This window comes from Actinomadura scrupuli, assembly GCF_050971785.1.
Lineage (GTDB): Bacteria > Actinomycetota > Actinomycetes > Streptosporangiales > Streptosporangiaceae > Actinomadura_E > Actinomadura_E scrupuli.
Map to the genome: position 1 here is coordinate 270,791 of NZ_JBPCCU010000006.1, position 25,922 is coordinate 296,712.

At 65.4% G+C, this 25,922-nt stretch carries 20 protein-coding genes and 1 pseudogene; 9 read left to right on the plus strand and 12 right to left on the minus strand.

The features are described 5' to 3' along the window. Nucleotides 1-146: 146 nt before the first annotated feature. The 3 genes from ACRYCC_RS26975 to ACRYCC_RS26985 are packed head-to-tail and all read right to left on the minus strand — an operon-like array spanning nucleotide 147 to nucleotide 4,677. Nucleotides 147-1,073, minus strand: a complete 927-nt coding sequence (locus tag ACRYCC_RS26975; RefSeq protein WP_433816487.1) for an aminoglycoside phosphotransferase family protein — start codon at nucleotides 1,071-1,073, stop codon at nucleotides 147-149. Continuing rightward, nucleotides 1,070-2,197, minus strand: a complete 1,128-nt coding sequence (locus ACRYCC_RS26980) for an aminotransferase class V-fold PLP-dependent enzyme (protein WP_433816488.1) — start codon at nucleotides 2,195-2,197, stop codon at nucleotides 1,070-1,072. The genes ACRYCC_RS26975 and ACRYCC_RS26980 overlap by 4 nt, the downstream gene beginning before the upstream one ends. Then, entirely contained in the window at nucleotides 2,194-4,677 is a 2,484-nt protein-coding gene (locus ACRYCC_RS26985; protein WP_433816489.1) for an ATP-binding protein, read from the minus strand. The genes ACRYCC_RS26980 and ACRYCC_RS26985 overlap by 4 nt, the downstream gene beginning before the upstream one ends. 260 nt (nucleotides 4,678-4,937) lie before the next feature. Here ACRYCC_RS26985 and ACRYCC_RS26990 point away from each other — a divergent pair, with 260 nt between their 5' ends. The 3 genes and pseudogenes from ACRYCC_RS26990 to ACRYCC_RS27000 all read left to right on the plus strand — a co-directional run. After that, nucleotides 4,938-5,255 (plus strand): ankyrin repeat domain-containing protein, encoded by a 318-nt coding sequence (locus ACRYCC_RS26990; RefSeq protein WP_433816490.1) that lies wholly within the window; start codon nucleotides 4,938-4,940, stop codon nucleotides 5,253-5,255. Nucleotides 5,256-5,537: 282 nt separating this feature from the next. Continuing rightward, entirely contained in the window at nucleotides 5,538-7,607 is a 2,070-nt protein-coding gene (locus ACRYCC_RS26995) for a HEAT repeat domain-containing protein (RefSeq protein ID WP_433816491.1), read from the plus strand. A gap of 183 nt (nucleotides 7,608-7,790) precedes the next feature. Beyond that, nucleotides 7,791-7,976: pseudogene (locus tag ACRYCC_RS27000) on the plus strand (DUF4259 domain-containing protein); the annotation flags it as partial. 126 nt (nucleotides 7,977-8,102) lie between these two features. Here the strand turns inward: ACRYCC_RS27000 and ACRYCC_RS27005 are convergent. Further along, the gene (locus tag ACRYCC_RS27005; protein WP_433816492.1) at nucleotides 8,103-8,321 is read right to left on the minus strand and encodes a helix-turn-helix domain-containing protein; all 219 of its coding nucleotides are present in this window, start codon (nucleotides 8,319-8,321) and stop codon (nucleotides 8,103-8,105) included. A gap of 221 nt (nucleotides 8,322-8,542) precedes the next feature. Further along, a complete protein-coding gene (locus tag ACRYCC_RS27010) occupies nucleotides 8,543-9,298 on the minus strand; it encodes an ATP-binding protein (protein WP_433816493.1) in 756 nt (251 codons plus the stop codon). Nucleotides 9,299-9,623: 325 nt separating this feature from the next. Here ACRYCC_RS27010 and ACRYCC_RS27015 point away from each other — a divergent pair, with 325 nt between their 5' ends. Together ACRYCC_RS27015 and ACRYCC_RS27020 are read left to right on the plus strand one after the other, a co-directional pair. Then, nucleotides 9,624-10,469, plus strand: coding sequence for a helix-turn-helix domain-containing protein (locus ACRYCC_RS27015; protein WP_433816494.1), 846 nt, complete (start codon nucleotides 9,624-9,626; stop codon nucleotides 10,467-10,469). A gap of 20 nt (nucleotides 10,470-10,489) precedes the next feature. Further along, nucleotides 10,490-10,711 (plus strand): DUF397 domain-containing protein, encoded by a 222-nt coding sequence (locus tag ACRYCC_RS27020; protein ID WP_433816495.1) that lies wholly within the window; start codon nucleotides 10,490-10,492, stop codon nucleotides 10,709-10,711. 371 nt (nucleotides 10,712-11,082) lie between these two features. Here ACRYCC_RS27020 and ACRYCC_RS27025 read toward each other — a convergent pair whose 3' ends face one another. After that, nucleotides 11,083-11,628 (minus strand): alpha/beta fold hydrolase, encoded by a 546-nt coding sequence (locus ACRYCC_RS27025; RefSeq protein WP_433816496.1) that lies wholly within the window; start codon nucleotides 11,626-11,628, stop codon nucleotides 11,083-11,085. Nucleotides 11,629-11,875: 247 nt separating this feature from the next. On the opposite strand from ACRYCC_RS27025, the gene ACRYCC_RS27030 reads away from it, so the two are divergent. Next, complete coding sequence (locus tag ACRYCC_RS27030; RefSeq protein WP_433816497.1) at nucleotides 11,876-13,288, plus strand: cyclic nucleotide-binding domain-containing protein; 1,413 nt, start codon at nucleotides 11,876-11,878, stop codon at nucleotides 13,286-13,288. Nucleotides 13,289-13,303: 15 nt separating this feature from the next. Here the strand turns inward: ACRYCC_RS27030 and ACRYCC_RS27035 are convergent, their stop codons facing one another. The 4 genes from ACRYCC_RS27035 to ACRYCC_RS27050 all read right to left on the minus strand — a co-directional run bounded on the left by ACRYCC_RS27035 (nucleotide 13,304) and on the right by ACRYCC_RS27050 (nucleotide 19,769). Next, the gene (locus ACRYCC_RS27035) at nucleotides 13,304-14,407 is read right to left on the minus strand and encodes a phosphotransferase enzyme family protein (RefSeq protein ID WP_433816498.1); all 1,104 of its coding nucleotides are present in this window, start codon (nucleotides 14,405-14,407) and stop codon (nucleotides 13,304-13,306) included. A gap of 45 nt (nucleotides 14,408-14,452) precedes the next feature. Continuing rightward, nucleotides 14,453-17,179, minus strand: coding sequence for a tetratricopeptide repeat protein (locus ACRYCC_RS27040; RefSeq protein ID WP_433816499.1), 2,727 nt, complete (start codon nucleotides 17,177-17,179; stop codon nucleotides 14,453-14,455). Nucleotides 17,180-17,586: 407 nt separating this feature from the next. After that, entirely contained in the window at nucleotides 17,587-18,066 is a 480-nt protein-coding gene (locus ACRYCC_RS27045) for a hypothetical protein (protein ID WP_433816500.1), read from the minus strand. Between the two features lie 917 nt (nucleotides 18,067-18,983). After that, complete coding sequence (locus ACRYCC_RS27050) at nucleotides 18,984-19,769, minus strand: hypothetical protein (RefSeq protein WP_433816501.1); 786 nt, start codon at nucleotides 19,767-19,769, stop codon at nucleotides 18,984-18,986. A 341-nt stretch (nucleotides 19,770-20,110) separates the two neighbouring features. Between ACRYCC_RS27050 and ACRYCC_RS27055 the strand changes: the two genes are divergently transcribed. Both ACRYCC_RS27055 and ACRYCC_RS27060 read left to right on the plus strand, forming a co-directional pair. Beyond that, nucleotides 20,111-21,112 (plus strand): helix-turn-helix transcriptional regulator, encoded by a 1,002-nt coding sequence (locus ACRYCC_RS27055; RefSeq protein ID WP_433816502.1) that lies wholly within the window; start codon nucleotides 20,111-20,113, stop codon nucleotides 21,110-21,112. A gap of 121 nt (nucleotides 21,113-21,233) precedes the next feature. Then, nucleotides 21,234-23,120, plus strand: coding sequence for an alpha/beta hydrolase family protein (locus tag ACRYCC_RS27060; RefSeq protein WP_433816503.1), 1,887 nt, complete (start codon nucleotides 21,234-21,236; stop codon nucleotides 23,118-23,120). A 473-nt stretch (nucleotides 23,121-23,593) separates the two neighbouring features. Here the strand turns inward: ACRYCC_RS27060 and ACRYCC_RS27065 are convergent, their stop codons facing one another. Then, nucleotides 23,594-24,073 (minus strand): nuclear transport factor 2 family protein, encoded by a 480-nt coding sequence (locus ACRYCC_RS27065; protein WP_433816504.1) that lies wholly within the window; start codon nucleotides 24,071-24,073, stop codon nucleotides 23,594-23,596. A gap of 98 nt (nucleotides 24,074-24,171) precedes the next feature. On the opposite strand from ACRYCC_RS27065, the gene ACRYCC_RS27070 reads away from it, so the two are divergent. Further along, the gene (locus ACRYCC_RS27070) at nucleotides 24,172-24,651 is read left to right on the plus strand and encodes a MarR family winged helix-turn-helix transcriptional regulator (protein WP_433816505.1); all 480 of its coding nucleotides are present in this window, start codon (nucleotides 24,172-24,174) and stop codon (nucleotides 24,649-24,651) included. 391 nt (nucleotides 24,652-25,042) lie between these two features. On the opposite strand, the gene ACRYCC_RS27075 is transcribed toward ACRYCC_RS27070, so the two are convergent. Continuing rightward, the gene (locus ACRYCC_RS27075; protein WP_433816506.1) at nucleotides 25,043-25,921 is read right to left on the minus strand and encodes a hypothetical protein; all 879 of its coding nucleotides are present in this window, start codon (nucleotides 25,919-25,921) and stop codon (nucleotides 25,043-25,045) included. Nucleotide 25,922 lies beyond the last annotated feature (1 nt).

Here is a 25,922-nt window from a genome sequence, read left to right on the forward strand (position 1 = left end):
GACGGTTACTTGGCACCGGGCGCCAGGTAGATCCAACCCTCAAGTTTGGATTGCTTCACCTGAACCCGTACCGCCGATAGAGGTCGGGATCTGGATGCTGACTTTAGGATCACTTCCTGCCGGTCACGGGGCTTCCCGCTCAGACTTCACTGTCTGGGGCTACCCAGCACGGCGTTGAGCAGCTCGTCTGAGTCGGCCGACACGAGAAACTGTTCGATGCGGTGGGCAGATGGTGGTAGGTAGGGGCGGTATTCGGCGACGGACAGCATGAAGGTCCAGGCCTTAAGGCGATCGGCGTTCAAGAATTCGTGGCCTTGCAGTTCACCGAGGCGGTCTTCGGTGGTGGCGGGGCCGTCTTGAATGGCCACCCAGAGGGCGGCTTCGGCGTTGAGGTCGCCGGTCGCGCCGAGGGGGTCGATGGCGAACCAGTCGTCGGGTCCGCGCAGGATGTTCTTGGCTTGCAGGTCGGCGTGCAGGACGTGTCGCGTGGTCGTGGTGCGCAGCAGGGCGTCGAGGACGCGTTCGGCGTCTTTGATGGAGGCGATGTCATTGGCGTAGCGGGGGTCGGCGAAGCGTTCCCGAGCCCATTCCAGCCTCATCTCCGCGATCTCGGCCATGTCCTTCAACCGGGGGCCGGCCGGGAGCCCGGGGTGGTGCAGCCGGTGCAGGAGGTCGCCGAATTTCCGGCTGTCGTCGGGTCCGTTGGTGGCCCAAGCGGTGGTGCCCGGCAGGATCCTGGTCATCAGGAACACCCCGGAGCCGTTCGCTTGCTCCAGAATTCTCGGAGTGGCTCCGGAGCCGTCCCATCGCTGGAGCTGGCGCAGCTCGGAGAGCCCTGAAGGCTCATCCACCGGGATCTTGAGTACGGCCGGTACGCCGTCGGAGGTGGTGCAGAAGACACAGCAGGACATGGCTCCGCCTTCAGCGATGTTCTCCACCTCCAGGCCCCACCGGCCGGCGTACAACCGGATCCGCTGCGGTAGCGCGGCCAGCCACGCGCGTCCGTCGTCCTCACCGCGCAGGAAGATGATGGCCTTGACCAGGCTCTCGGGGATCTCGGGAACGTTCGTCACCTGAGAACCCCCCTGAGCTGCGCAGCAATAGCCTCGATATCGGTCATGTCGTTGTAGACGTGGGTCGCGATCCGCAGGATGCATTCCCCATCGGCCCCGGGCCCGACCCACGCGCGGATGCCGGCCAGGCCCAGTGTTTCTTTGACCTGGGCGACGGTCGCACCGGCCAGGATGAACCCCCGCATCCTCGGTGGCGCGTAGCGCGGCGCGGCGGTCGGCCGCGCCCCCGCTTCGGTCATCAGCTCCGTCGCCGCATCGGCCAGGTGCCGGCATTCCTGCCAAGCCCCTTGCTGATCCCAGGTCGCCCACTGGTCGATGGCGACGGGCATGGACAGCCGGGGTACGGGATCGAAGGTTCCCGGCCAGGAGAATCGTTCGACCAGGTCCATGGAGTCCCAGGTCAGCGACACCTCAGCAGGCCGTACGAGATCGACGAGATCGGCCGCGAGCCAGAGAAAGCCGACCGATCGGGGGACGGGCAACCACTTGTGGACGGTGCCGAACACAGCGTCCGCACCCCACCCGTCAGGATCAACCGGTACATGCCCTGGCCCGTGGGCGGCGTCCACGACCAACCGGCCCCCACGCCCGTGCGTCCACGCAGCCAGTTCCGAGAGCGGGAAATGCACGGAGGACGAGGACGAGACCAGACTCGTCTGCATGTACGCCACCTCACCCGGCACCATCGCCTCAAGCTGCGCGATCAGCTGATCCGGGCCGTCGAACGGCAACTGCACCGGAACCCGGATGATGTTCGCCCCGACACGCTCACAGGCGCGGTCCCACGCCCGCAGGATCGAGGAGTACTCGGTCTCGAACACGACCACCGTCGAGCCCGCCGGCAGGGGTACCGAGTCGATGATCGCGGCGGCGCCCGAGGTGGCGTTGGCGCACAAGGTCATCGCCGCCGGATTCAAGTCCAGGACGCCGGCGAGTGCCGCTGTCTGTTCGCGGAGCCGTTCGGTGAGCTGTGCGCCGAGGAACCAGGTGGGGTCGGACTCGATCTCCCGCCGGATCTGCTCGGCAGCGATGAGAACGCGGCGGGAGGCGATGCCGTACGAGGCGTGGTTGAGCAGCACGAGACCAGGAGCCAGCAGAAAATCGTCCTGCGCAGCGTCCTTCACGGTCGGATGCCATCCGCGTCATTGCGCCGGGAACGCAACAACGCCAGGTCACCGACGTCGAACCGGAAGATCGCGTCTGCGGCTTCCGCGACGTCACGGTCGGCGCCCAGATGTTCGACCGCGAACGACACCGGTTCCCAACCCGGGTGACGGCGGACGAACGCTTCCAGATGCCCGGCGAGCCGCGTACGCCGATCTGGGTCGATCATGTCGCGGGCGCAGGCGATGGAGAGTTCGGCGAGCAGTGCATCGCCGGCGCCGGGTCCGTAGAGGTCTTCGAGCTCGCGGACCTGGCACGCCAGTGTGGTGACGGCGCGGCTGGAGGCGTGGGTGTAGCCGGAGTCGAAGTAGCGGGCGAACACCACAGCTGCCTCGCTCACTTTGCCCCGCAACCCCAGCACCCGGCTGGAGTCACGTAGATGCCATGGGCTCTCGCTCGCCACCCCCGAGGTGCGGGAGTTGTCGGCGAGTTCCTCCAGCAGTTGCCAGGCTCGGTCGAGTTCCAGGCAGGCCATCGCCTTCTTGCTCAGCCAGTGCACCGCCTCGTACTCGGCGTAGGGGTGTTCCTTCTCCCTCGCCACCTCGATCGCCCGCATCAGCCACCGCTCGGCCGAGGCGGCGTCGTAGCCGGCCAGGTGCGCGAGCCCGCAGTGCCCGAACGCCCGGGACTGCAGCTCGGGATTCATACTCATCCCGGCGACGACTTCGCACAGCTCAACGCAGCGCACGATGTCCTGGACGGGCCCGCACAAGGCGATCTCCGCGTGCAGCATCAGCGCATCGGCAAGGATCTCGCTCGGCTCAGGGTTCGTGGCCGTGAGTTCATCGAGGAGCGCCTGGCACTCTTCCCAGCTGTTGGTCATCCTCAGGTTGCGCGCCCACAGCAACCGGACCGCCGCCTTCTGAGCGGGCTCCACCGGATTCGTACGCGCCCAGGCGAGAGCGGAGGCGCACGCCGCCGCCGCGCCGACATGGTCGCCTTCGGCGGACAGGCATTCGGCCAGCAGCTCGAAAGTCTCCAACGTTTCGGCCGTCTCGGCCGCGATCTGAGCGAGTTCCGTGGCCTTGGACACCGCGCCCAAAGCGAACTGGCACCGGCAGGCGGTCATCGCGAACTCGCAGGTCTTGGCACGGTTTCCAGCTGCCACAGCGATCGCGACCGCCCGTACCTGCAGTTCGTCGTCCCAGGGCTGCTCGGCTTGGAGGATCTCCAGCAGCTTGTGATGCTGGCGCCGCCACCGCGGCCCGTTCGCCGCCCCGCGACGGCGGAGCACCTCTGCCAGCAGCGGGTGATGGACGGTGTACCGGTCGAGGTCCCCGCGCGGTTCGTCGGGCCGTACGAGGCCGTGCTCGTTCAGCAGCACGTCCAGGCGCTCGTAGACATCGTCGATGTCCAGCCGGGCGAGTACAGCCAGGTAGTCCACCTCGAAGCTGTAGCCGATCAGCGCGGCGGTCTCAAGTAACCGCTGGTCTGGAGGGCTCAGGAACGACAGTCGCTCGTCCAGGATGGCCGTGATCTGCGCGGGAGTATCGGCGTGCGCGGCGACCGCGTGTTCTCCCAGCCGGACCAGCGACTCGGCGAACAGCGGATTGCCCGCGCTCAGTTCAACGATCTGGGCCACCGATCGCGCAGACACTGCCTCCCCTGCCGCGCGCCGTACGAGCAGTTCGGTGTCGCTGCCGGACAGTCCCTCCAGGTCGACCTCGAGGCAGTCGGCGCGGTAGCGGCGAAGCCGGAACACCGCCCGCTTCAACGGGTGAGCCTCGGCGCCGTCGCTGGTCTGCAGGTTGTCCGGCCGGTAGGCCAGGACCAGCATGAGCGGCCCCTCGACCCGCAACGCCACCGTCACCAGCAGGTCGATCGTGGCCGTGTCCGCCCAATGGAGGTCGTCCAGCACGAGCAGCAGTGGTCCCTGGGCCAGCAGCTCTTCGACGAACCGGATCAGCTGGTCCAGCCGGCTGTCCATGTCAGCCGATACCCGCCCGGACTCGACCACGGTCCGGCCGGTCCGGACGCCGGCGGCCAGGAGGCCGCCGACGAGAGGTACGGACTCGATCCAGTCCGGCGCGTGCAGCCGGAACGAGTCGGCCACCCGGTTCAGCAAATCCCGCGATCCGGAACGGTCGGCGGAGAGCGCCAGTGAACGCAGACATTCACGTACGGCCTGGAACGAGTCCGAGGCCAGCGAGTTCAACATCGCCTGCCCGTACCCGGTCAGCAGCCCGGCCTCGGTATACCGGATGGTCGCGGCCTCGGCGAACGCAGTCAGCAAGCTGCTCTTACCGACACCTGCCTCACCGCGCAGAACGGCAACGCCACTGGTGCCGAGTCGCACAGTCCGATCCAACTGGTCGAGGAGGGTCGCGAGTTCACGATCACGGCCCACCAGCCGAGCCGTCACAGCCGGGCGCGACACCGGACGGCTCACCTCCAAACGCCTACCGTCCTCGGCGGCCAGGGGACCCGTCGAAGAACTCATCCCTTCGACGCACCGAACGCCGATGACGTTTCAGCGGCAGATTAACCGATCGCCCTAGATCATGCTTTCGCTGCACACTACGGCGTCATTCAAACAGATCGCACGCGGATGATGCGATGACCGTATTGCCTGAATTGGTGTGGCTGGAACCGTCCGCCCGAACTCTTCATTGCCGACATAATTCGTGCTTTTCGGAAGCTTCTGCGATGTCCCCTTCGGATACGGTGGTGCACCCCTGACCTGGTGGAGTGGAGGTTGTCTTGTCGTGGTCGCCGGCCCATCTCGCAGTCGAGCAAGAAGACCTACCCAGGCTGCGCGATCTGCTCGACGGCGGCCACGACGTGGAAGACGACGACGGCCATGGGCGGACGCTGCTGCGCCACGCCATCGACGTCGAACTCGATGGTCACACCCAGACGGGTGATCCGTTGCGCGTCGACCTCACCGCGTTCCTCCTCGTACGTGGCGCCGACCCACTACGCCGCTGTAACGGTATACCCGTTGTCGAGGTCGCCGAGATCGGCGGTCACTGGCTGGCTGCAGAGGTCATGCGCGCTTGGATCCGCCACCAGGCGTAATAGCGTTGAGGCCTTCAGCGCTGAGGTGAGTGACATCCGGTCGAGGGTCGTCGCCGACTTTCCGGACCTGTACTCGGCTGCGATGCAGTACGCGCGCCGATCATCAGGTCGATGAGCCTGGTAGCGGCCAGGCGGGCGAGCCGCGGTGTGACCAGGCCGATCGCGCCTGCCGCTTCGACGAGCCGACACGTGTGTCCGCGGGAAACTCTCGTGAAGTGAGCCGCGCCTCGGGCTGCTGCGCATGCGGCCTCGGCGTCAGTGCGGTCGGGCATAGTGCCTCGTATGTTCAACGGATTGCACGACATCGACTGGTCGTCGATGGAGCATGCGTACGGCTCGGCCGAGGAGATTCCCTCGCTGCTGTCGGCGTTGTGCTCGACGGACGCGGAGGAACGGAACAAGGCCCTCAGCAGGTTTTACGGTGCGGTCCACCATCAGGGTGATGTGTACCTGTGTACGACGGCGAGTCTGCCGTTCCTGTTCGAGCTGGCGGGTGATGCCGCCGTGCCCGGCCGTGCCGCGATCGTTGCGCTGCTGGTCAGCATCGGGAGCGAGGCCGTTGAACGCTGCGAGGACGACTACGGCGGCCCGATGGACCACGTCGGGGCCGCGGCGGTGATGCGTGAGCGCGCGGAGGCGTTCGTCGGGTTCGCCTCGGATACCGACCCCCGCGTGCGCCGGGCCGCGATTCCTGGCCTGGGGCTGTTCCTCGACGACGCGAACCGGGCCGGGGCGGTGCTGCGCGGCCGGCTGTCGGCCGAGCCCGGGATCGTCGAACGGCTGCTGGTCGTGGAAACGATGGCGACGCTGGCTCTTCGCCTGCCGACATGGTCGGACGAGGCGATGGCATGGCTCGCCGGGCTGGCCGCCGATTCGGCGGCAGGCACTGAGACCAGGCTCGCGGCGGTGGTCCAGCGGGCCCGCTGTGCCCCGGCGCAGATCAGTCAGGACATCGTCCCGGCCGCGATCGGCCTGCTGCGGGAGGTGGCGCACGCCACGGCGCCGCCCGGAGAATGGCGGGACTCACCTCGCCGGGCGGCTCCGGCGGGCGGAGTGCCACCGCAGATTGTCGCCGCTTTCGAGGACCTTGACCGGCAAGGGCGGGTTCACGCATCCACCACCGATCTGATGCGCACCTTCCATCGGGCACTGGCGGCGCGGATACCCCAGCGCACGGCATTGCTGGCAGAGCAGTTGCGCAGCCCCGATCCCGGTTCCCGCCTGGACGCGATACGGATGAGCGCGGAGCTCATGAAGTCCTGGCGCGGTGACCACACCTCGCTCATCATGCTCGTCGCCGAACACCTCGACGCGACCGACCAGGAAGTCGCCGCCGAGGCGGCGGCCGTCCTCGAGGCCTGCCACCCGATAGCCGAGCCGGCCCGGGAGGCCCTGGCCGCGCACGTCCTCGCGCAGCGCGCAGCGTACGGACCAGACGTCTGGGCCGCACCGCAGCCGCACCTGCGCAGGGCCCACCAGAAGGCGGTTCGCGGGCTGGCCCGTCTCGGTGACGCGCGAGCCGTACCGAGTCTGCTGACGGCGCTGGACAGCGGAGTCGACGACTGGCGCGCGGTACAGGTCGCCGGAACGCTGCCGGAGGCCGCGGACCGGCTTGTGCCGCGACTGTGCGACCACCTGCGCCGCGTCGACCTTGCCCAGCAGCGATTCGAGATGAGCGCGCGCTCGATGCTGTCCGCCCTGGCCGCGCTCGGCGATCAGGCGGCGCTGCCCTTGATCGCCGACACCCTCGCAGCCGCGGTGCGTCACCAGCAGTGGGATATCACGTGCTCGGCTCTGGAGGCGCTGAAGGTTTTTGGCAGCGCAGCAGCGCCCGCCCTCGGGGCGATCCGACCACTGACCGCATCCTCCGACGCTCACGTGCGGCCTGCCGCCGTCTCCGCGTTGTGGGCCATCGGTGGGGACCAAGAGGAGGTCATGCCGCTGTTGCACGACCTCCTCGAAGACCGCATCCCCTTCCAGATCTCGGAGGCGGCAGATGTGCTCGGCGCGATCGGCCGTCCCGCCGTGGCCGCACTGCCGCGCCTACGGGAGTTGCTGGCTCATGACTACGAATGGGTACGCGTCGCCTGCGCGGCCGCCCTCTGGGAGATGGGCGGCGAGGCCGAAGCGTCGACCGTTCTGGACACACTTCTCCAGGTATGGGCACAGAACCCTGCGACCGCCAACCATGTCGTGGCATGCCTGGACCGGATGGGCCTCGCCGCAGAGTCGGCCCTGCCACAGCTTCGCTCGCAGCTGGCCCTTCCCCAGCGTGGCGGCCGGTTCGCCAGTATCGACAACGACGAAGAGCTCCAGCGTGTCAGCCGTCTCATCATCGCGCGGCTCACCTGAGCTACCCACATCGCTCGGCGTGGGGAGGACTTTGTGATCGGCGACGCGCTGAACCCTCTTCGGGCCGACGTTCTCTCCGCGCGCGTGGGCGAGGTTCAAGGCATCCGGCCGGTACTCATATCGGAGAGTTGGAGACACGAGTTGCCTGTGGCGATACGTGATGGTTCTTGAGGTGCCAGCCCGTTCGAGAATGATGCGGCTCTGGATTTCGTCGGTGGTTTGACGGGCGAGCCGGTCGAGCGGTTGCGGGAGGGTCTGCGTGCCGCCATGACCCAGGTTCTCGACAGCAATGACTACGTCGGGTGTCCCGAAATGGACGCGGCGATCGCCCCGGCGTGCCTGGTGGCCGCGCGTATCGGTCGGAGCCTGGAGATCGATGCCGACGACAGGCGATACCTGGATCAGATGCCGTTCCGGACGGCCGCGAACTCCCGGGGAGCGGCCAGAAAAACCGCATCCACTCGAGACTCAGATGCTCGCTTGGCCGAAGCGCCGCTACAGGTCTCCGTCCTCGCTCTTCGTCCGGTGCTCTTCGAGCAGTCTCTGTACAGTGGCGCGGCTGAATCTCCGATAGCCGGTGGGGGTGACGACGTAGGGAATGAGCCCGCGGCGGGCCCAGCCGGACACGGTGCCGCGGCTGACGCGCAGCAGGGCCGCCAGTTCCGTCGTGGTGAGGTAGTCCGGGAGATCTGGGAGTTCGCTCGCGTGGTACATGCATTTCACCCGTCGGCGAGTGTGGCGATGGCAGGGCTGTCGGTGAACTCGAGCCCTGGTGACGCGGATCAAGCGTTGGCGGGCATCGGTGACACGGTTGTGGACCCTCTTCTATAGGAGGGGCGAGGGGCGCGGCCCGAGGGGTTGTATGCCGCGTCCCTCGCCCTCTTGGGCCACGTCCGAAGCCGGGGCCAGCCGGCAGGACGTGGCCGTTGGGCCGGTCACATCAGCTGTGGCCGGGTCTCCAGGTGGTGGATGAGTGAGTCGGTGGCCTCGTGCAGATCGATCAGTGGATGGCAGACCCGGGTACCGGAGTGGTCGAGCCAGCTGAACGATCTCGGTTCGACCCAGACGTTGAGGCCGGTGTACTCGATGAGGGTGACGCCGTTGCCGTCGTTGCGGCGGATGCCCTCGATACCCCGGGCGGCGACGGCGAGCAGCAACTCTCCGGCGGCGTAGTCGGGTGAGATGGTGTGGTTCTGGGCCGCCCACGTGTGCGGCAGCGGTACGCAGAACCAGATGGCTTTTCCTCTTGCGGCGGGTGTGGTGAGCCGGGACCTACTCGGACGGCAGCCCCAAGCGGCGGTCACGGCGTTGAGGATGCAGATGCCACGGCCGTGCTCGTCGAGCGGCTGGGCGTGGGCACGCTGCGGGAGGTGGGAGCGGTCGGCATCGAAGACGCTCACCACCAACTCCGGCATCGGCCGGGTACGAGCCCATACCCACAGCTCAGGTGGGGCGAGGGGACCGTATGGCCCGGTGGAATCGGCATGCTGGAAGGCGTTGGTCGCGCTTTCGGAGACGGCTAACACGCTGTCGTCGATCAGGCCCCGGGACAGGCCGAGCAGGGTCATGGTCCTGGCGAGCAGGGATCTGGCGAGCGGTGGACCGGACGCGTCACGGGGAAGCTGCCAGGTGTGGACACCCCCGGCGGTGAGATCGGAGAGGGCGCCCCTCTCGCCGGCGAGGTCGGTCATGGGTGGTCGTGTTGATGGGGAGTCCGCACCAGGCTGTCTCTGCTGAGGAGTCATCTGAGTCTCTCAATCTTCGTGGCTTCGATCGCGGATCCGGATGGTCGTCGAGTCGGTCACCCCTGTTACGCCGACGTGATGCTGTTCGATGACCCTCCGACGCGAGTTGATGTCACTCTGTGTTCAAGGATGCATGCCCAATGAGCACAGTGCAAGATGTGCACTAAGAAAAGTGCATGGACTGCACTCTCGGTATGGTTAAGTGATCTTGGATGGTGGTTCGCCCGGTCGGAGACCTGGGGTGAGGCCGCTGGAGAGAAAAGAGTGAGCAGTGGCGCTACGTTCAAGCCCGACCATCAGGCAACGTCGGCTCGCCTCTGAGCTGGAGCGGCTACGCGAGGCGGCGGGCCCGACCCGCGAGGGTGTAGCGGAACGGCTCGACTGGCACCCGACCAAGCTGTACCGCATCGAAAACGCGCGATCGGGGATCACTCCGGCTGACATGCGTCATCTGCTCGATCTCTACGGCGTGACGGACGGGCGGCAACGGGACGCGCTGCTCAAGCTCGCGCGTCATGCCAAGCAGAAGGGCTGGTGGACGAAGTACCAGGACGTGTTCCAAGGCTCCTACGTCGAACTCGAAGCCGAAGCCTCCACGATCCGTACCTTCGAACCGATCTTCGTCCCCGGCCTGCTGCAGACCGCGGGGTACTCACGGGCACTACTGCGCGCGAGCCTGGTCGTACGGGACATCGAGCGGCGGATCGAAGCTCGGATGGCCCGCCAGGAAGTCCTTGATCGAGACGACGCTCCGCACCTTTGGGCGGTGATCGATGAGGCGGCCTTGATCCGCCCGGTCGGTGGCCCGGCGGTCATGGGTGAGCAGCTCGACCGGCTCATCGAGATCCGGGAGCGGGAGAACATCACGCTTCAGGTGCTCCCGATCTCTCTCGGCGCGCACCCCGGAATGGACGGGACGTTCGTCATGCTGGACTTCCCGGACTCGGATTTCTTCGCGCCCGTGGTGCACCTCGAGACCGCGACCGACGGCCTGTATCTGGAAGAGCCAGAGGAGGTCGCAAGGTATACGCTGATATTCGACCATCTACGGGCCATAGCGCTCGGGCCCGATGAATCGGTCAACTATCTACACAAGATCAAGAAACAGTTCGTGTGACAGGTAAGAGGAGGTCGGACATGCCCGGCCATGACGTCAACCTGTCCGGTGCCCTCTGGGTGAGAAGCAAACGCAGCTCGGCGCAGGGCAACAACTGTGTAGAACTCGCCCGAGTGGGTGGCGTCTACGCGGTCCGTGACTCCAAGCATCGAGACGGCCCCGTACTGGCCTTTACCGGCTCCGAGTGGGACGCGTTCCTTCAGGGCGTGAAGAGCGGCGCGTTCGGCCTGTCCACCGACTGAGTCACCGGGACATCGGCCACCGTGGCACTGGGGTGCGCACCAGGTCGTGGTCGCCATGGTGGAGGCAGGCCCCGGTAGGCGGTGAGCACCGCCAGCGTGGCCAGGTCGGCCGCGACCCCGACCAGCGTGCTCCCGGTCGTTACAGAGACGGTCGGCTGAGCTGAACTTACTGCGCCACCTCGCCGAGGAGTTCGGCGCCGTGGCACGCAGGCGGGCGTCGATGTCGTCGACGGTGAACATGACACGATGCAGGCCCAGCGTGTTGGGCGGAGGGTCCTCCGGCCCGGCACCGGACGGCGCGGGGGTGTGGTATTTGGTCAGTTCCAGTTTGCTGTGGCCGTTCGGGGTCCGCATCGGCGTCCGGAGCGACATCAGCCGGCGAGCCAGCGGCGGACGTCCAGGTTCGATCTCCGTGTCGGCCCGGCCGGGATCTTGGAAGTAGCTGACGTAGAACTCCTGCGCACCGCCCATCCGCGCGAAGACCTCGCTGGGCCGCGGCTCTCCACGTGGGGCGCGTACGGCACGCTCAGCAATCCGACCGCGCGGAAGATCTCAGGCCGGACGAGGGCGGAGTTCGCGGCGATGGTCGCACCCCAATCGTGGCCGACGACCACTGCCGTCCGCTCGCCCAAGGCGTGCACCACGGCGACGTTGTCCTCGACCAACTCCAGCATTCGGTACGCGGCCACGCGCTCCGGCTTGGAGGAGTGACCATAACCGCGAACGTCGACCGCGACGGCCCGGTAGCCCGCCATGGCCAGTACCGGCAGCTGACGGCGCCAGGAGTACCAGCACTCAGGGAAGCCGTGCACCAGCAGCACCAGCGGGCCGGAGCCCTGTTCCACCACGTGGATCCGGCCAGCGGACGACGAGACCAGACGATGCGTGACCTTCCCGGCCGCAGCAGCCTGAGACATCAAACCCCCCAAGTGTTCGATGCTGTACACAACGACTCTTGCGCCGATCATCCAGCGCGCACCGGAACAACCGCTAACCGCTTTGCCACTTCAGCAAACCCCTCTGGGGCGGCGCGCGTAACCTTGCAACCATCTGTCTGCTTGGAACCCAACTCACGGACATCATTTGGGGCGTATGACACAGACGTTTGCCTAGCTCCATGCTACGAAGGCTAGGGGACAGACGAGGAAGATGACGGGATCTGTAATGGCCGTGAACTTCTGGCAGTCTTTGACCATTGAGGAACAGTGGCAGTTGGCCGACTTGGCCGAACTCGACGCACTTAGCGCGGGGGCAATTCTGTGCTTGCAAGGTACGCCCGCAAGTCAGGTCATCATCATCCGGTCTGGATGGGCGAAGGTCTGTGTCGAAATGACGGGACGGGAGCGGATCTTGGCGATCCGCGGACCCGGTGACCTCATCGGCGAACGCGCGGTCCTGCTCGTCCGTTCACGATCAGCAACCGTCGTCGCGCTCGACACCGTATCGATCCTACGACTGGAGGCCGCAGCCTTCGAGAGATTTCTCAACGCGTATAGTCGTGTCCCAGTAGTGCTGGAGCGGCAGATCTATGGTCGTCTGACCGAAGGCCAGCGGCGACGGCCCAACGACGGCACGGGTTCCGTGGAACGGCAGCTGGCCATGATGATAATTGAGCTCGCAGAGGCACAGGGAATCCCTGAAAGGCAAGCGACGCTTTCGTTGCCCATTACAAACCGAGAGGTCGCCGACTGGGTGGATGCTCCCTATTCCACCACCTCAGAGATACTTGGCTCCTGGAGAGAAAACAACGTAATCATTAACGAAACTCCGTCGAACCTCATAACGGTCACTAACTTCGCCGAACTAGAGATGATTCGTGACCGGACCCATCGGGGCGATCAGGTAGCAAAGGCTAATTCAACCGGCCCATGGAACGGCCAGAATTGCTCGATATTCTACACCGACATCGCCTCCTTCAGCGGGGGGCAACGCGACGACGAGGACAGGCGACTCGTGCGTCGGGTGATGTACGACCTGGTAAAGGAGGCTTTCGAAGAGTCTGAAGTGTCCTGGTCTCAAATATACTGGGAGGACCGCGGGGACGGTGTGCTCGCTGTTGTTCCTCCCCAGGTGCCAACCTTCCGTCTAGTCGATCCGTTACTCACCCGGCTAGCTGCGAAGCTCCGGCGTCACAACCGGCAGGCAAGCGCCGCGGTCCGCATTCAGCTGCGAATCGCGCTCCACGTTGGCCCGGTCGTGTCCGATCCCGAGGGGGTCTCCGGTGAAGCAATCATTCACACGGCCAGGCTTCTGGACGCGCCGGCTCTCAAGGATCGGCTCGTCAGCTCCGACGCCGATCTCGGCTTTATCGCCTCCCAGTTCGTCTATGACACGGTGGTCAAGCATAGCCCGGGCCAGGTCGATCCCAAGGATTTTCAGTGGGTCATGGTACAGGTGAAAGAGGCCAAGCTCAGGGCTTGGCTATCGCTTTTCGGCGCCATCCGTGGAGCAATCTCTCCAAGAGAGTTCACGGCCAATCGTCGTGGAGATGCTGCGCAGAGTCGTACATCCTTCGGCGGCGATGTGAACGTCCAGGGTGATCTGGTCATGGGAAACAAGATCGAATATCGAAACTAGTAGGCGGCCTCCAGATCAGCGCACCGTGACGGAGTTTGGCGTGTTGGTGACGTTTTGGAGGAGAGCGGCCCACTTATCTGGAGACCTGCTCACAGCCAAGTTCCGCGTTGCTGCGAAGCGGATCATCCAGGCGACCGAATTTTCGTCGAACTCGGCATCAGATTCGTCACGGTAGGCGCAGAGGAAGCGACTGGCCACTTCAATCCAGCGCCCAGGTGCCTGACGGTGCGCGAGGTTTAGAGCCCCCACGACGGCATCGTAGAGGTGGTAATCCCAGCGCGCACGGTCCCAGTCGATGACCGCCGCGACTTTTCCGTTCTGCACCAGAACATTTTCGGGACGCACGTCCTGATGGATTAGACCTACTGGGCCGAGATTAAGGTCCAGACGCTCTCGCTCAAGCCGCTGCAATCCGCGCCGAACCATCGCGATATAGGTGCCACTGAGGTGCCGTTCTTCCATGCCCCTGAGAAGTTCCGCTGATCGGTCCAGGACAGTCAAAAGGGGCCAGTCGTAGGATGTAACAACCTCGGGCGACGACTCCAGCCCACCTTCGAAGAGTGTAGTCGCACGATGTATCTTTGCGAGCCAGACAGCCACATCGTCGATCAAATCCTGCGACGACCAGTCGGGAATTGGAACATGTTCAATGAACTTCCGGACGAACCAATAATGCGTCCGCCATTCGACCCATGGAGCATCTTGGGCCTGGCTAGTTGGCGCGACAGCAGGGTGGACGACCTTCAGGCCTGCATTGTGCAGACGCTGGGTGATATTGAACTGATGCTGGAAGGGAACCCGGCCAGTTTCCTTTCGCACCCGCGACATAACGTACTTTTGCCCACCATAGTTGTAGGTAATATGGAGGCTATAGCACTGTCGGGGTTTTGTCTGTAGTTGCGGGATACGATGCCCATAGTGTCGTGTCGCAATCCAACGCCACGCTACCGAGCGAGCACGAGACTGAGCCAATCGACGTCCTTGATGACGAGGTGGGTGACGGCAACTGACGACACCTCCTTCCGATCTGGGCAGAGCCGAGAACGTCGAGAGCGTATCGATGAGCCCTCTGCGAAAGATGTGACGCGTGGTATGCAGAGTGGCCCGTGGGTCAATCACACCACAGGCTCGTACGCCGCCATGCCAACTCTGGGTAACACGAGCTCAAGAAGATCCGGGCGCAGGTCGATGATCATGCAAAGTCGACAACAGCCTGCGCGTCTCGGCCTCACCCTCTCGGTTCCCGCTCTCCTGCTGCAAGGCCAAGGCTTGCTCGAGGTGCTCCAAAGACTCCTTCAGAAGCCCCACGTCCGCTGCAATCTCCCCCATCGCGCGCAGTGTCACTGCCAACCCGTAGCTGTCCCCCACGTCGTGGGCGATGGCTAGGGCTCGCTGGGCCGTCCGGTACGCCTTATCCAGTTGCCCTTTGTCGTGGTAGACCTTACAGAGCAGGTCGAGCGAGCTGGCCTCGCCATGCCGATCGCCGATCTGCAAACGAATTCGCAACGATTGGACGCCCTGCTCTCGCGCCATCGACAATTTTCCGAGCTTACGGGAAATCAGGCCAAGCGCGTTGATCGCGGTGGCCTCACCATGCCGGTTCCCGATGGAGCGGCTGATTTCCAGAGAACGTTCGGCATCTTTTTGTGCCTGATGGTAGGCCTCTTTTCGGCGATAACTCCGCGACAAGCTCTCCAGCGCCTCCGCCTCGCCGTGCCGATCTCCGAGCTCCTGGAGGACGTCCAATGACTCAAGCCCAACCCGTACCGCCTCGTCGTATCGGCCGAGTCGACGCAGAATAATCGATAGATAGATAAGTGCATGGCCCTCGCCGTGACGGTCCGCAATGGACCGTCTTATAGTAAGGGCATATTGAACATATTCGCGAGCTTTTAGATGCTGTCCAGTCCTCATGTGAAGAAAGCCAAGATAGGCAAGGGTCTCGCCCTCTCCATGACGGTCTCCGAGGTCCTCCCTGATCTTGAGCGCGCGCTTGGCGTAGTCGAGTGCCTTTCGGGCTTGCCCCCATCCATGATAGATACGTGCGATGTTGTCGAGCGTCTCTGCTTCACCACGCTGATCGCCGATGTCTTGGCGGATGACAAGGGCCCCCTCGGCGCGTTCGAACGCTTCCCGATATTGACTCAGTCCCTGATGTCCGCGGGCCATCGTGTCCAAGGCGGTTGCCTCGCCATGCTGTTCCCCGATACCCCGCAGGATCGCGAGCGCCTGGCCGGCGAAGGACAGTGCTTCCTTGTAGTTACTGAGCGACAAGTGGATGCGGGCCATATTGTCGAGTGTCGCTGCGGTGCCGTAGCGATCTCCGACCTGCTGGCTCAGTTCGTACGCTCTTTGATCCTCTGAGAAGGCTTTATTAAACTCCCCGAGCTCCCGGTATACTACCGCCATATGGTGTCGCATGAAGAACTGCGCAGGCAGATGATATCTTCGTTTGGCTGCTTCGAGACCCAACCGGTGTACGGCAACATTCTCATGACAATATCGGCGCAATTCGAAGAAGTCGTATACCGCGTCCGCCAGCTCCCACGTCAGTTGATCCCACTGCAGATGCGAAATCTGGCCGATGACCTCCACCAAGTTGAGGTACTCCTGCGCGAACCAGTCCATGTGGCGATGCCGTTCCGGCGGTGCGACGTGCACAGGAGGAACCGTCAGCTCCTGGCCGATTGTACGTCGATAGCGATCCAGGAACCGTCCGGCTTGCTGGGCCCTCGTGAGATACCAGGTTGCGAGGCGCTGCACTGCAGACTCCCGAACCAGTTGGTCATCTTCGGCCTCCGCCCTGCCGCGCGCGTACTCTCGGAGCAGCTCGTGAAGCTGGTAACGATCGTGCGAGATAGCCTGGACGAGATTTGCCGCTTCCAGCCGGCTTAGGATGCGTCGCGCGGCCTCAGGAGTGACGGCGAGCAATGCCCCGGTGGCCTGAGGAGTAAAACTAGGCCCCTCAATGAGCCCGAACAATCTGAACGCTAGCTGGAGTTCACTATTGAGCCCCCGGTAGGAAAGGCTAAAGGCAGCTCCGACCGCCTCGTCTAGCTCCGGCCCAAGGGCCAGGTTAGATAGGCGGTCTCCCCCGTCAAGTACGCGCACCGCGTCGGCCACGGTCTGTTGAGGCCGGGTTGCGAGGTTTGCTGCCGCCACGCTAAGAGCCAGTGGTAGCCGGGCGCACATATTCACTAGTTCTGCCGCCGCCTCAGGCTCAGCCTCAGTCCGTTCGATGCCTGCCACGGCCCGCACGAGATCCAACGCCTCCGATGTGGGCAACAGGTCCAGCGCTAAGGTGCGAGCACGATCGCGAGCCACGAGCCCGGCCAGATCGTTGCGCGCCGTGACGATGACCACACATGTGGGACTGCCAGGTAAGAGGGGATGCACCTGCTGTGCACCCACGGCGTTGTCGAGCACGATCAGCAGCCTCTTTCTGGCCAATTGTGACCGATAGAGAGCGGCTAGTTCGTCCTCGTCTGCTGGAATCCGACCGGCGGGCACGCCCAGTGAACGAAGGGCCTGACTCAATGCCTCACGCGGCGATAGTGCGGCCTTGTCAGAGAAGCCTCGAAGATCGATGAAGATATGGCCATCCGGAAACTCTGTCGAGACCAGATGAGCCCAGTGAACGGCCAAGGCTGTTTTCCCGATCCCCGGCATGCCTGTGATCGCGATGATCAGAGGAGAAAGCTCACGTTCGTTTTCCTTGGTCAGTGCATCGAGCCTAGCCAGAACATCAGCACGCCCAGTGAAGCCGTGAATGTCGAGAGGGAGTTGACGAGGTGGCTCGGGGAGCTGTTCGTTGGCGAGACGGTTGTGGACGATCTTGTCGCCGGCGACGGCGTCGCCCCCGACTCTCGCCTCGCCCGGAAAGGCCGTCACATCAGTCCCTCTTGTTCAGATTCTCCCTCACATAAGGTTAATAGGTCGCCCGCGTGGTGAACGTGCAATACGACACAGAGGCCATATTTCGGACAGGGATGTAATCTTGGCATGCCAACGCAATCTTCTTCGATTGTATAGATGTCAGGTAACACAGCTGAGTCTGCAGGAGGAGCAGGCACCTGTACTGGCAGCAGGGCGCGAACAGTAACGACACCGTGATTGTTTGCCTCAGTACCGATGTCCGGTCATCGGCAAGAGGGTGTGCCTCCCGGCCTTGCGACGGGTCCCCGGTTCCACCGCCCGCTGATACGGGAAGGCACGGCACGGCGGTCTCGTGGCGCTGTGACGTTCTGTCACAGGTCAGCGTCCGGCAGGCGAGCCCCGTCACGGTTAACAGCACCGCGTCATGGTGAGCGCGGCGGCGGGTCTCTGCGCGCTCCTTTCAGATGCCTATGTTCACAGGGAATGGCGTCCCGCGTTCGACGGGAGTGACGCCAACAGCCCAGCGGTAGGGGTTCCCGTACGGTCGGCAGGTTCATGAGCTGGTTGTACGCCTCGGATCGGGTGAGGGTGGGCGGCAGTCCCGTCACCGCGTTCGCCGAGTCCGGCGTGAGCTGGATCCGGCCGTCGGCGCTGACCTCGATCGTGTCCTGCGGCCGGGTGGAGAAAGTGACGACCGCGATCCGTCCGCGGTGGCGGGTGGGGAGGTCATGGAGCACGTCGCGATCGTCGGAGAATTTGATGAGCAACCGGCGTGGTCCGGTGGTCTGCAGGTACGCCTTGGCCTGGAGGAGGTCCTCGGTGAGTACGAGGCCGGGGATCCGTTCTTCTACGAGGTCGCCGGTGTCGATGCCGAGCAGGTGCCAGGCATCGAGGCGAGACATCACCACCTGAGCGGAGTTCGGCCGCCGGTGGGTGAGCATGGTTATGACGAGGCCCCGGGCAGCCGACGCGGCGCCCGCTCCACTGAGAGCGAGGCCGCCCACGGCGAACGGGTCCAGGCCCTGCGGCACCGTCGCAGCGCGCGGGACCGCAGTTGGGGCCGGGGCTGGGCGTACGACTCGTACTGCGCGGAGGAGGGCGATCGACCGGATCGTTGCGAACAGAGACGCGAGGCGGCGTCGGCCCGCGGCGGCGGCCACGACAGACGTGGCCAGGAGGATCAATGGGAGCGCACTTCGGCGTACCCATCGTGATGGCCGGCTGAACCGGACGAGACCGCTCGGCCGATGCCGGTCGGCAGTAGCCGAGGACGTCTGGTCGACTGGCCGCAGAGGAAAGGATCGCGAAGCAACGGGCCGCGGAGTGAAGGACGGTTGCGCGGAGCCGGTGATGGAGGGCGCCGTCGAAGGCCGCGGGTTCTTCGTGGCCGGTGAGACTGCAGCCGATGCGGAAGCGGTGTGCCGGGCTCCGCTGCCGGGTGGATGACCATGGTGGAGTTCCGGCCGGTGGTGATGACCCGCCGTATGGTGTCTGACCTGGGCCGGGCGCGATCTTGGCCGATGCTGTCTGGGTCTACGTACCCACGCTGACCGCGCGGGTTGCTGCAAGGCCTGGTGCCACACCTTTGCCCAGTCGAAGGGCTTACCGGTCTGGATACTGCGGGCCACTTCGTTGCTGATCTCGCGCTGCATCTGCCCGGGGTCGAAGTACTGCCCACCTGTCGGCCCGGGTTTCGGTCTGGGTCTGCCAGCGACGAGCCCGTCTCTGACCTGGGCGGCGACCTCGTGCGAAGGGATCGCGGCCAATGCGATGATCGCAGCTGCCAGCCCGGAACCGGTGCGGACGGAGAGCCGATCGATCATCGGCTCGCCCTGGCCGTGGAGGCGTGCGCGTGCAGCCGGGCCAGCGCTTGGGCCGAGGTGAGCGCCGCGGTGACGCCGTACATCGCAGAGGTGCTGCCGGGTCCGCGATCTTCTGTGGCATCCGAGATGGTGTGAGCTCTTCGGTCACCGTGTATGCCGTTGAGCGTTCCGGTGGCGTCGATGACGTAGGTGGGCCCCTGCCGCCATTCGCCGAACATCACACCCACCAGCCCAGGCACCCGGCGCAGCAGAGGTAGGACGACATCGTCGTCATGTCCGGGAGTGGCGATCCAGTACGTCACCGGTTGCTCGCCACCAGCCGGTGATCCGACGTCGGGGTTGGCTTGGGCGGCCTCGCCCACGAGCAGTTGGAGTTCGAGTTGCTCGATGGCGTCCTCGAGCAACTCGCTGACGTGCAACCGGGGGCCGAGAGCACGTTCCAGCCTCTGGTCGAAGGCGCCTTCGAAGAGCCGGTTGAGCTCGTTGCGGCTGATCACGACCGTGCTGGTACCGGTGGTGGTGAGCACCTCGACCAGCAGAGAGCGCACGTACGCGTTCGCGCCCGGGCCGACGACCCCGATCCCCGCCGGTGCGTGCAAGGGCTTCAAGGACGAGGCGATGCCGTACGGTTTCGCGCCCGCGCTCGTACCTTTGATGCGCGGAGCGGGCGCGACGATGTGCGGCAGGTGTGGAGTGAGCCGAAGGGCGATCTCGCGGAGGAGCCAGGTGATCAGCACCACGACGCCTGCCGTCGCCCAGGCAGGTACGAGCGTCGAGGTCACCTCCCGTCGCACCTGCTCGGATCTCTGGTCGCGGCGCGACCCGTGTGACGTTGCCTTCATCGTTACCCCCGGTGTGTGAAGCCGGGGATCATCACAGCGGGTAATCGGCAGTGGGGAAACGAACAGTTCCGCTCATTGAGCGCTTCCGGCCACCCAGGTGGGGACCAAATCCCAGATTGTGGGGACTTCAAGGGGGTGACCAGTTCCGCTCAATGACTAAAACCGGCCAGCCGTGTCGCCGCCAACGGCTGAAGAGCACTCCAAGTATCCATGCTCATAGTGATGCTGTGACTACGATGGGCGATCGCAAATCGTAGGGTGAGTCACCCATGGGGGCGGGTGTGGGCGAGCAGGACACGGGACTGGCGGTGAAGCTTCTCGACGGGGTGGTCGAGGGGGAGGTGCTGGCCGCCTACCTCAAACTGGTGGAAGCCGGTGGGTGCCCAGGTGAGGAGGCCGAGGACTTCCTCGGTGGTACGGCACTGGTTCGTACTCTCATCGGGTGGGGGATGGCGCACCTGAACCCGGCCGATACTACGAACCCACCTCGGCTCATGCCCGCGCCCCCGCATCTGGCGTTGCAGGCCGCCATGGGTGAGCTGTACGGGGGATGGCGCGATCACCACCAGCGGATGATGAACGGCCACCAACGGCTGCGGGATCTCCACCACGATCTCCCGCGGCCGGGCGGCGGTGAGCATCCTGCGGTCCGGGTTATCACCGACCGGGGCGAGATCAGTCAGCTGTCCGCCTCGCTGATCGGTTCCGTTCGCCGGGACATGATGACGCTGGACAACTGCCTGCAGGAAACCCCGATTCAGGACACCAGCGTCATTCCGCCGTTGCCGCGGTTCAAGGGGACCGTGCGCTATCGGTCGATCTACCAGGCCAACTGCTTGGACAACCCGGTGGTCGCGCGGGCGGTCGAGAGGTCCGTGCAGGCCGGTGAGGAGGCCCGGGTGCTTCCGGAGGTCGGGATGAAGATGAAACTCGTCGACGACACGACGGTGATGCTCCCGCTGACCCCGACCGGCATGGGCGGCGCGCTGATCCTCCACGCCCCGCCGATCGTCGGAGAACTCCGCAAGCACTTCGAGATGCTCTGGAAAGACGCGATACCTCTCGGCTCTGATCAGGCACCCAACCGTTCGCCGCTGACCGACATCCAGCATCAGGTACTTCGCTTGCTGTGCCAGGGCCTCGACGACGAAGCCGTCGCCGGCCGCACCCGAATCAGCGCGACCACCGTACGGCGGCACTACACCGCCATCAAAGACCTCCTCGGCACGGAATCCCGCATGGCCACAGGGGCGGCCGCCGTCCGCCGCGGCTGGGTCCAATGACCCACCATCCATCCGTAAAACGGCGCGAACGGTACGGCTGTGCACCGCCGCCCCATGATGACTTCATCGCCGAACCCCGCCGGGCCCCTCTGGGCGCGGCCGTCCACTGGGAGCAGCCGCAGTGACCGTGAACCGTGAAGCGACTCAGCCGACACCACCCGCCCCTCGGGCGGACCTGCCACCGCACTACCGCGACTTCGTCCCCGGCCAGCGGTTCCAGCCCAGTCTGGCGCTGTCCCCCGACGGCACTCAGGTCGCATACTCCAGCAACGCAAGCGGGCAGTTCGACCTGTGGGTTCATCCCCTGACCGGTGGTTCGCCGCGTCGGCTGACCCAGCACACCGGCCAGGCCGTACGGCAGATCGCCTGGACGCCCGATGGTGCCGGCCTGGTGTTCACCGCTGACACCGCCGGCGACGAGCAGTATCAGATCTACCGGGTCCCGGCCGGAGGCGGACCGTCCGAGCCGATCACCGATGCGCCCGGTCAGCACGAGTTCCGGGGCTCCCCCTTCGACGGGCAGGGGCGGCGCATGGCCTACACCGCCAACGACCGTGACCCGACCGTCCAGGACCTGATCGTCCATGACCTGGTCACCGGGGAGCGGCAACGGCACACCCCACCCGATGGGGTGGCGTTCATGCGGGCCGGGATCTCCCCGGATGGCCGGTGGTTGTTCGTGGCCGGGGTGCGCTCCAACACCGATGTCGACTGCCGCCTCCTGGACCTCACCACTCCTGGTGCGGTCCCGACCCCGGTCACCGACGCCCTGGCGGGCGGATATTTCTGGCCGACCTGCTGGGCGGCTGACTCGGCTGGGTTCTACCTGACCACCAGCCACTGGGGAGAGTTCATCGCCGCCGCCTACTTCCGCCTCAGTGATGCGACCATCCATGCCATCGCCACACCGGACTGGGACGTCGAGCAGATCAGCACTTCGGGTGACACGGTGCTGTGGTCGGTGAACGAGGCCGGAACTTCTCTGCCCCAGGCAGCACGCGGCGGACGGGAGCTCCAGCTCCCGCACCTGCCACGTTCGGTGATCACAGCCATGGACCTGGCCGCGGACGGGTCTGTGGCCGTGCTCCAGGTGGACGCCGCGACCCGCCCCGCGGAGATCGGCGTGATGGACCTGGAAGCCGGAACCTTCCGGTACCTCACCGACACCCGGCCACCCGCACTGCGCACGATCCGGCCCGTGGAGCCCGACACCACCGAGTTCGTCGCCCGCGACGGCCGGACCGTGCAAGCGTTCCTGTACCGGCCGCACGGCGATGGCCCGTTCCCCGCGGTGATGTCCATCCACGGCGGCCCCGAAATGCAAGAGCGCCCCGAGTATCTGCGCGCCGGCCTCTACCAGTACCTCCTCGCCCACGGCATCGCCGTCTTCGCCCCCAACGTGGTCGGCTCCCGAGGGTACGGCCTCGCCTTCCAGACCGCGATCTACCGAGACTGGGGAGGTGCCGACCTACGCGAATTCGAGGACTCCGTTGCCCACCTGGCCGCGTTGGACTGGATTGACCCCGCACGGGTCGCGGTGATGGGCGGCTCCTACGGCGGATTCGCCACCCTGTCCTGTCTGTCGCGCATCGCCTATCCCTGGGCGGCGGGCGTCTCCATCTGCGGGCCCTCCAACCTCGTCACCCTGTCCCGGGCATGCCCGCCCACCTGGCGGCATTTCGTCAACGCCGCCCTCGGTGACCCCGATAAGGACGCCGACCTGCTCAGCTCCCGCTCACCCGTCAACTACGTGGAGAACATCAACGCACCGCTGTTCGTCATCCAGGGTGCCCAGGACCCGCGCGTGCCCCAAGCGGAAGCCGACCAGATCGTCGAACGGCTCCGCGCCCGCGGCGTCGATGTCCGCTACGACCTCTACGACGACGAAGGCCACGGCTTCACCAAACGCGACAACGAGATCGACTCCTACACTCAGATCGGCGACTTCCTCACCCACCACTTGCAAAACCGCCGAACGGTGCCAGCGCCTACCTCACCCACACAGTGAACCCACCGACACGCCGTGTCGCGATCGGTCCTTGCTGGAGCCATTGCCGCAGACCTTCAATAGGCATGAAGTGACCACGCCAATACGGGGGGTTTTATGAGGGTCGCGGTTATCAGGCGGCATAGGGCGCGCGTCATCAGCCGGTTCCTTCCCCGGCGGCCAGGCTCATCCGGATTGCCGCCGCAAGGGGCTCGTCTCGGTCTGTTCGCGGGCGGGCTGCCGCTGGCCCCCGCCGCTCTGGCGCCCAGCGGAGACAACCCCAACGTCATATGGACCCGGGTAACCCAGTTGCCTCACCCGACGCTCTCGGTGTCCGTAAGCCTGCTGCTCACGGCCGTGGTCATCGCTGTGCCATGCGCACTGCTCCATCGCCGTCGAGCAGGTCGCGCGGGTCGGGCAACTCAATAGTTCCCTCGAACCGGGTAGCGGGGCGGTACCGGCACGAAACCGGTCGCCCCGCTCGGCCATTTTGCTCAGCTGGTGGAGGGCGCGTGGGCTTTGTTCTTCTGGGGGAGTTCGCCGGCCCTCCACACGGGGGTTGCCTTGACGCGGGAGAACCGCCAGCCGTGACGAGTGCGGGCCGCCTCGAAGCGGTAGCGCTCGCCCATCGTGAGCGTCGGCTCGGGTGTGGCGGCGTCGCGGACGAAGGTGACGATCAGGTTCGCCCGTACGGTGGCCCGGTCGCCGTCCAGGTCGATGAGGACGTTCGTGGTGACGTGCTGGGTGGCCGCGTAGCGGCTGTGGTTGCGGTGTGCCTGTTCGGCGAGGGCTTGGAGCCCCTTGGCTCGTCCGCCCGGGGTCTCGACCGTGGCATCTTCGGTGAAGATGGAGGCGGTCTCGTCGAAGCGTCGTTCGTCCAGCCAGAGGCCCTGGCGGGCGAGCAGGTCGTTGAGGTCGGCACGGTCGCTGAGTTCCTGGAGCCGGGCGGTGTCTGCGGCTGTGGTCGTGGTCATTTCGATTCCCTGGCCAATCTGTTAGTCAGACTAACGTTTGTCACACTAACGAATGTATATCGTTAGTGTGACTAACGCAACCGGGTAGGATCGTCGGCATGGAACCCCGAGCCGGTGAGGAGACACCCACCCGACTGCGCGCCATGCCGAGCCGGACGCTGTCCATGGCTGCAGCGCACGCCCAGCGACTGGTAAGCGAAGGGCTCACCGGCGCGGAGGCCCGTAAGTACCACTACGCCCTGCTCGCAGCGCTGGAGGAGTTCGGCCCGGGCAGCCAGGCGGCGCTGAGCGGCCGCACCGGTATCTACCGCAGCGATCTGGTCGCCACGATCAACGAACTCACCGACCGCAGGTTCGTCGAACGCGCCGCGGATCCGGCAGACCGCCGCCGCAACGTCATCACCATCACCCCCCAAGGGCGCCGCCACCTGCATCAGCTCGACGTACTGCTCGCCGCGGTCCAAGACGACCTGCTCGCGCCGTTGTCGGCAGCCGAGCGCGACGACCTGATGCGGCTGCTAGGGCGTCTCAACGACCATCACGCCAGGAGAGACCCCTCCGGCGAGGATTCCGCTTGATAGCCAAGGGCATGGGCGACCGGTCGCGTCCTCCCATTCCGGTGGCAGTGCGCGCCCTGGCACGGCTACTACTCCCTGCGGGCTGATACGGCCTGTTGACCACCGTGATCGTCGCCGTACAGCTGTCCGGCTCTCGATCGGATGGTGGGTACGGCACGTACCTGATCGCGGGTTCTCTTTTCGGGAGCATGCAGGCGGCCAGAATCGCCGCCGGCCAGCCGACGCAGGTGGTGCCGCCGATGACGGTGAGCACGATGACGAGCCAGATCTGCTCCGCACCCCTGAGCAGGGCGACTAGGATCGGCAGCGTTCCGACGAAGATGAGGAAACCGAAGACCGCCACCCACAGCAGGGGACTGCCCCCGTTGATCATGTGTGTGTGCATGGACGGTCAGCGGCCCGGCCGCCGGCTCCTTTCCATTGTCGGGTTGAGCGGCGTTCTCGGTGAGGCTTGTTCACGCGGTCGTTGGGCGGTCAGGTGCATGGCCTCACCGATGGTGAGCGGGAAGCTCTCCTGCGCCACTTCCCACGGGCTCTTCGGTCCTGTTCGTGGTCGGGTGGCCTTGTCGATGATGTGTTCGGGCAGGTTGGTGGTCATCGCCAGTACGGTGCGCAGCTCGTCGGGCCGTACGTCGTGCAGGCTCCCGGCCTGGAGTTTCTCGGTCACCTCGCCGAGGATCTGCCGGGCGCGCCGTTCCTGTCGATGCTCTTCCCATTCCGTACGGCCGGGCCCGTGCTCGGTGGCCGCCCATTCGGTGCCGGTGCCCTTCCGTAGTGCGTCCCGGGCGGAGGGCTCCCCGGTCCGTACGTTGGGGTCCCGGGAAAAGAAAGGTGCTGCTTCTCGCATGGCTTCTTGCGGCACATGGCCGGAGGCCCGTAACCGGTCGTAATGCCCCATCCCGTGGGGGTGCAGATCCCGTAGCCGTTGCTCGCATTTGCGCATGGCAGAGCGGGCGGCCGTGTCGTGCTCGGCGTACGGCACCGCTGCGCCCCAGGCCCGTGCGGTTTCGAGCAGGGTGGCCCGTCGAAGCCAGTTCCGGTCGTGGGCTGGAGCCCAACGGGAGCGTGCTTGGTCAAGGGCGGTCTTGAGTTCCTGCTCGGCCGTCTCCCGCGCACGCCCGTCGCGGGCCGCGCGCATGTCGTGGCGTTGCTTGGCGAACTGGCGTACGCCGTTGGCGGTCATGGTGGCGAGGGCGATTAACTGCGCGGTGCGCTGTGCCCCATGTCCGAGGCCTTCGGCGAACGGTTCGGGATGGTTGTCGGCTGTCACT

Excerpts from the sequence above, each read along its gene's own strand:
- ACRYCC_RS26985 (WP_433816489.1), bottom strand. The coding sequence starts at position 4,677 with ATGAGTTCTTCGACGGGTCCCCTGGCCGCCGAGGACGGTAGGCGTTTG.
- ACRYCC_RS26995 (WP_433816491.1), top strand. The coding sequence starts at position 5,538 with ATGTTCAACGGATTGCACGACATCGACTGGTCGTCGATGGAGCATGCG.
- ACRYCC_RS27005 (WP_433816492.1), bottom strand. The coding sequence starts at position 8,321 with ATGTACCACGCGAGCGAACTCCCAGATCTCCCGGACTACCTCACCACG.
- ACRYCC_RS27010 (WP_433816493.1), bottom strand. The coding sequence starts at position 9,298 with ATGACCGACCTCGCCGGCGAGAGGGGCGCCCTCTCCGATCTCACCGCC.
- ACRYCC_RS27020 (WP_433816495.1), top strand. The coding sequence starts at position 10,490 with ATGCCCGGCCATGACGTCAACCTGTCCGGTGCCCTCTGGGTGAGAAGC.
- ACRYCC_RS27025 (WP_433816496.1), bottom strand. The coding sequence starts at position 11,628 with ATGTCTCAGGCTGCTGCGGCCGGGAAGGTCACGCATCGTCTGGTCTCG.
- ACRYCC_RS27030 (WP_433816497.1), top strand. The coding sequence starts at position 11,876 with ATGGCCGTGAACTTCTGGCAGTCTTTGACCATTGAGGAACAGTGGCAG.
- ACRYCC_RS27045 (WP_433816500.1), bottom strand. The coding sequence starts at position 18,066 with ATGTCTCGCCTCGATGCCTGGCACCTGCTCGGCATCGACACCGGCGAC.
- ACRYCC_RS27065 (WP_433816504.1), bottom strand. The coding sequence starts at position 24,073 with ATGACCACGACCACAGCCGCAGACACCGCCCGGCTCCAGGAACTCAGC.
- ACRYCC_RS27070 (WP_433816505.1), top strand. The coding sequence starts at position 24,172 with ATGGAACCCCGAGCCGGTGAGGAGACACCCACCCGACTGCGCGCCATG.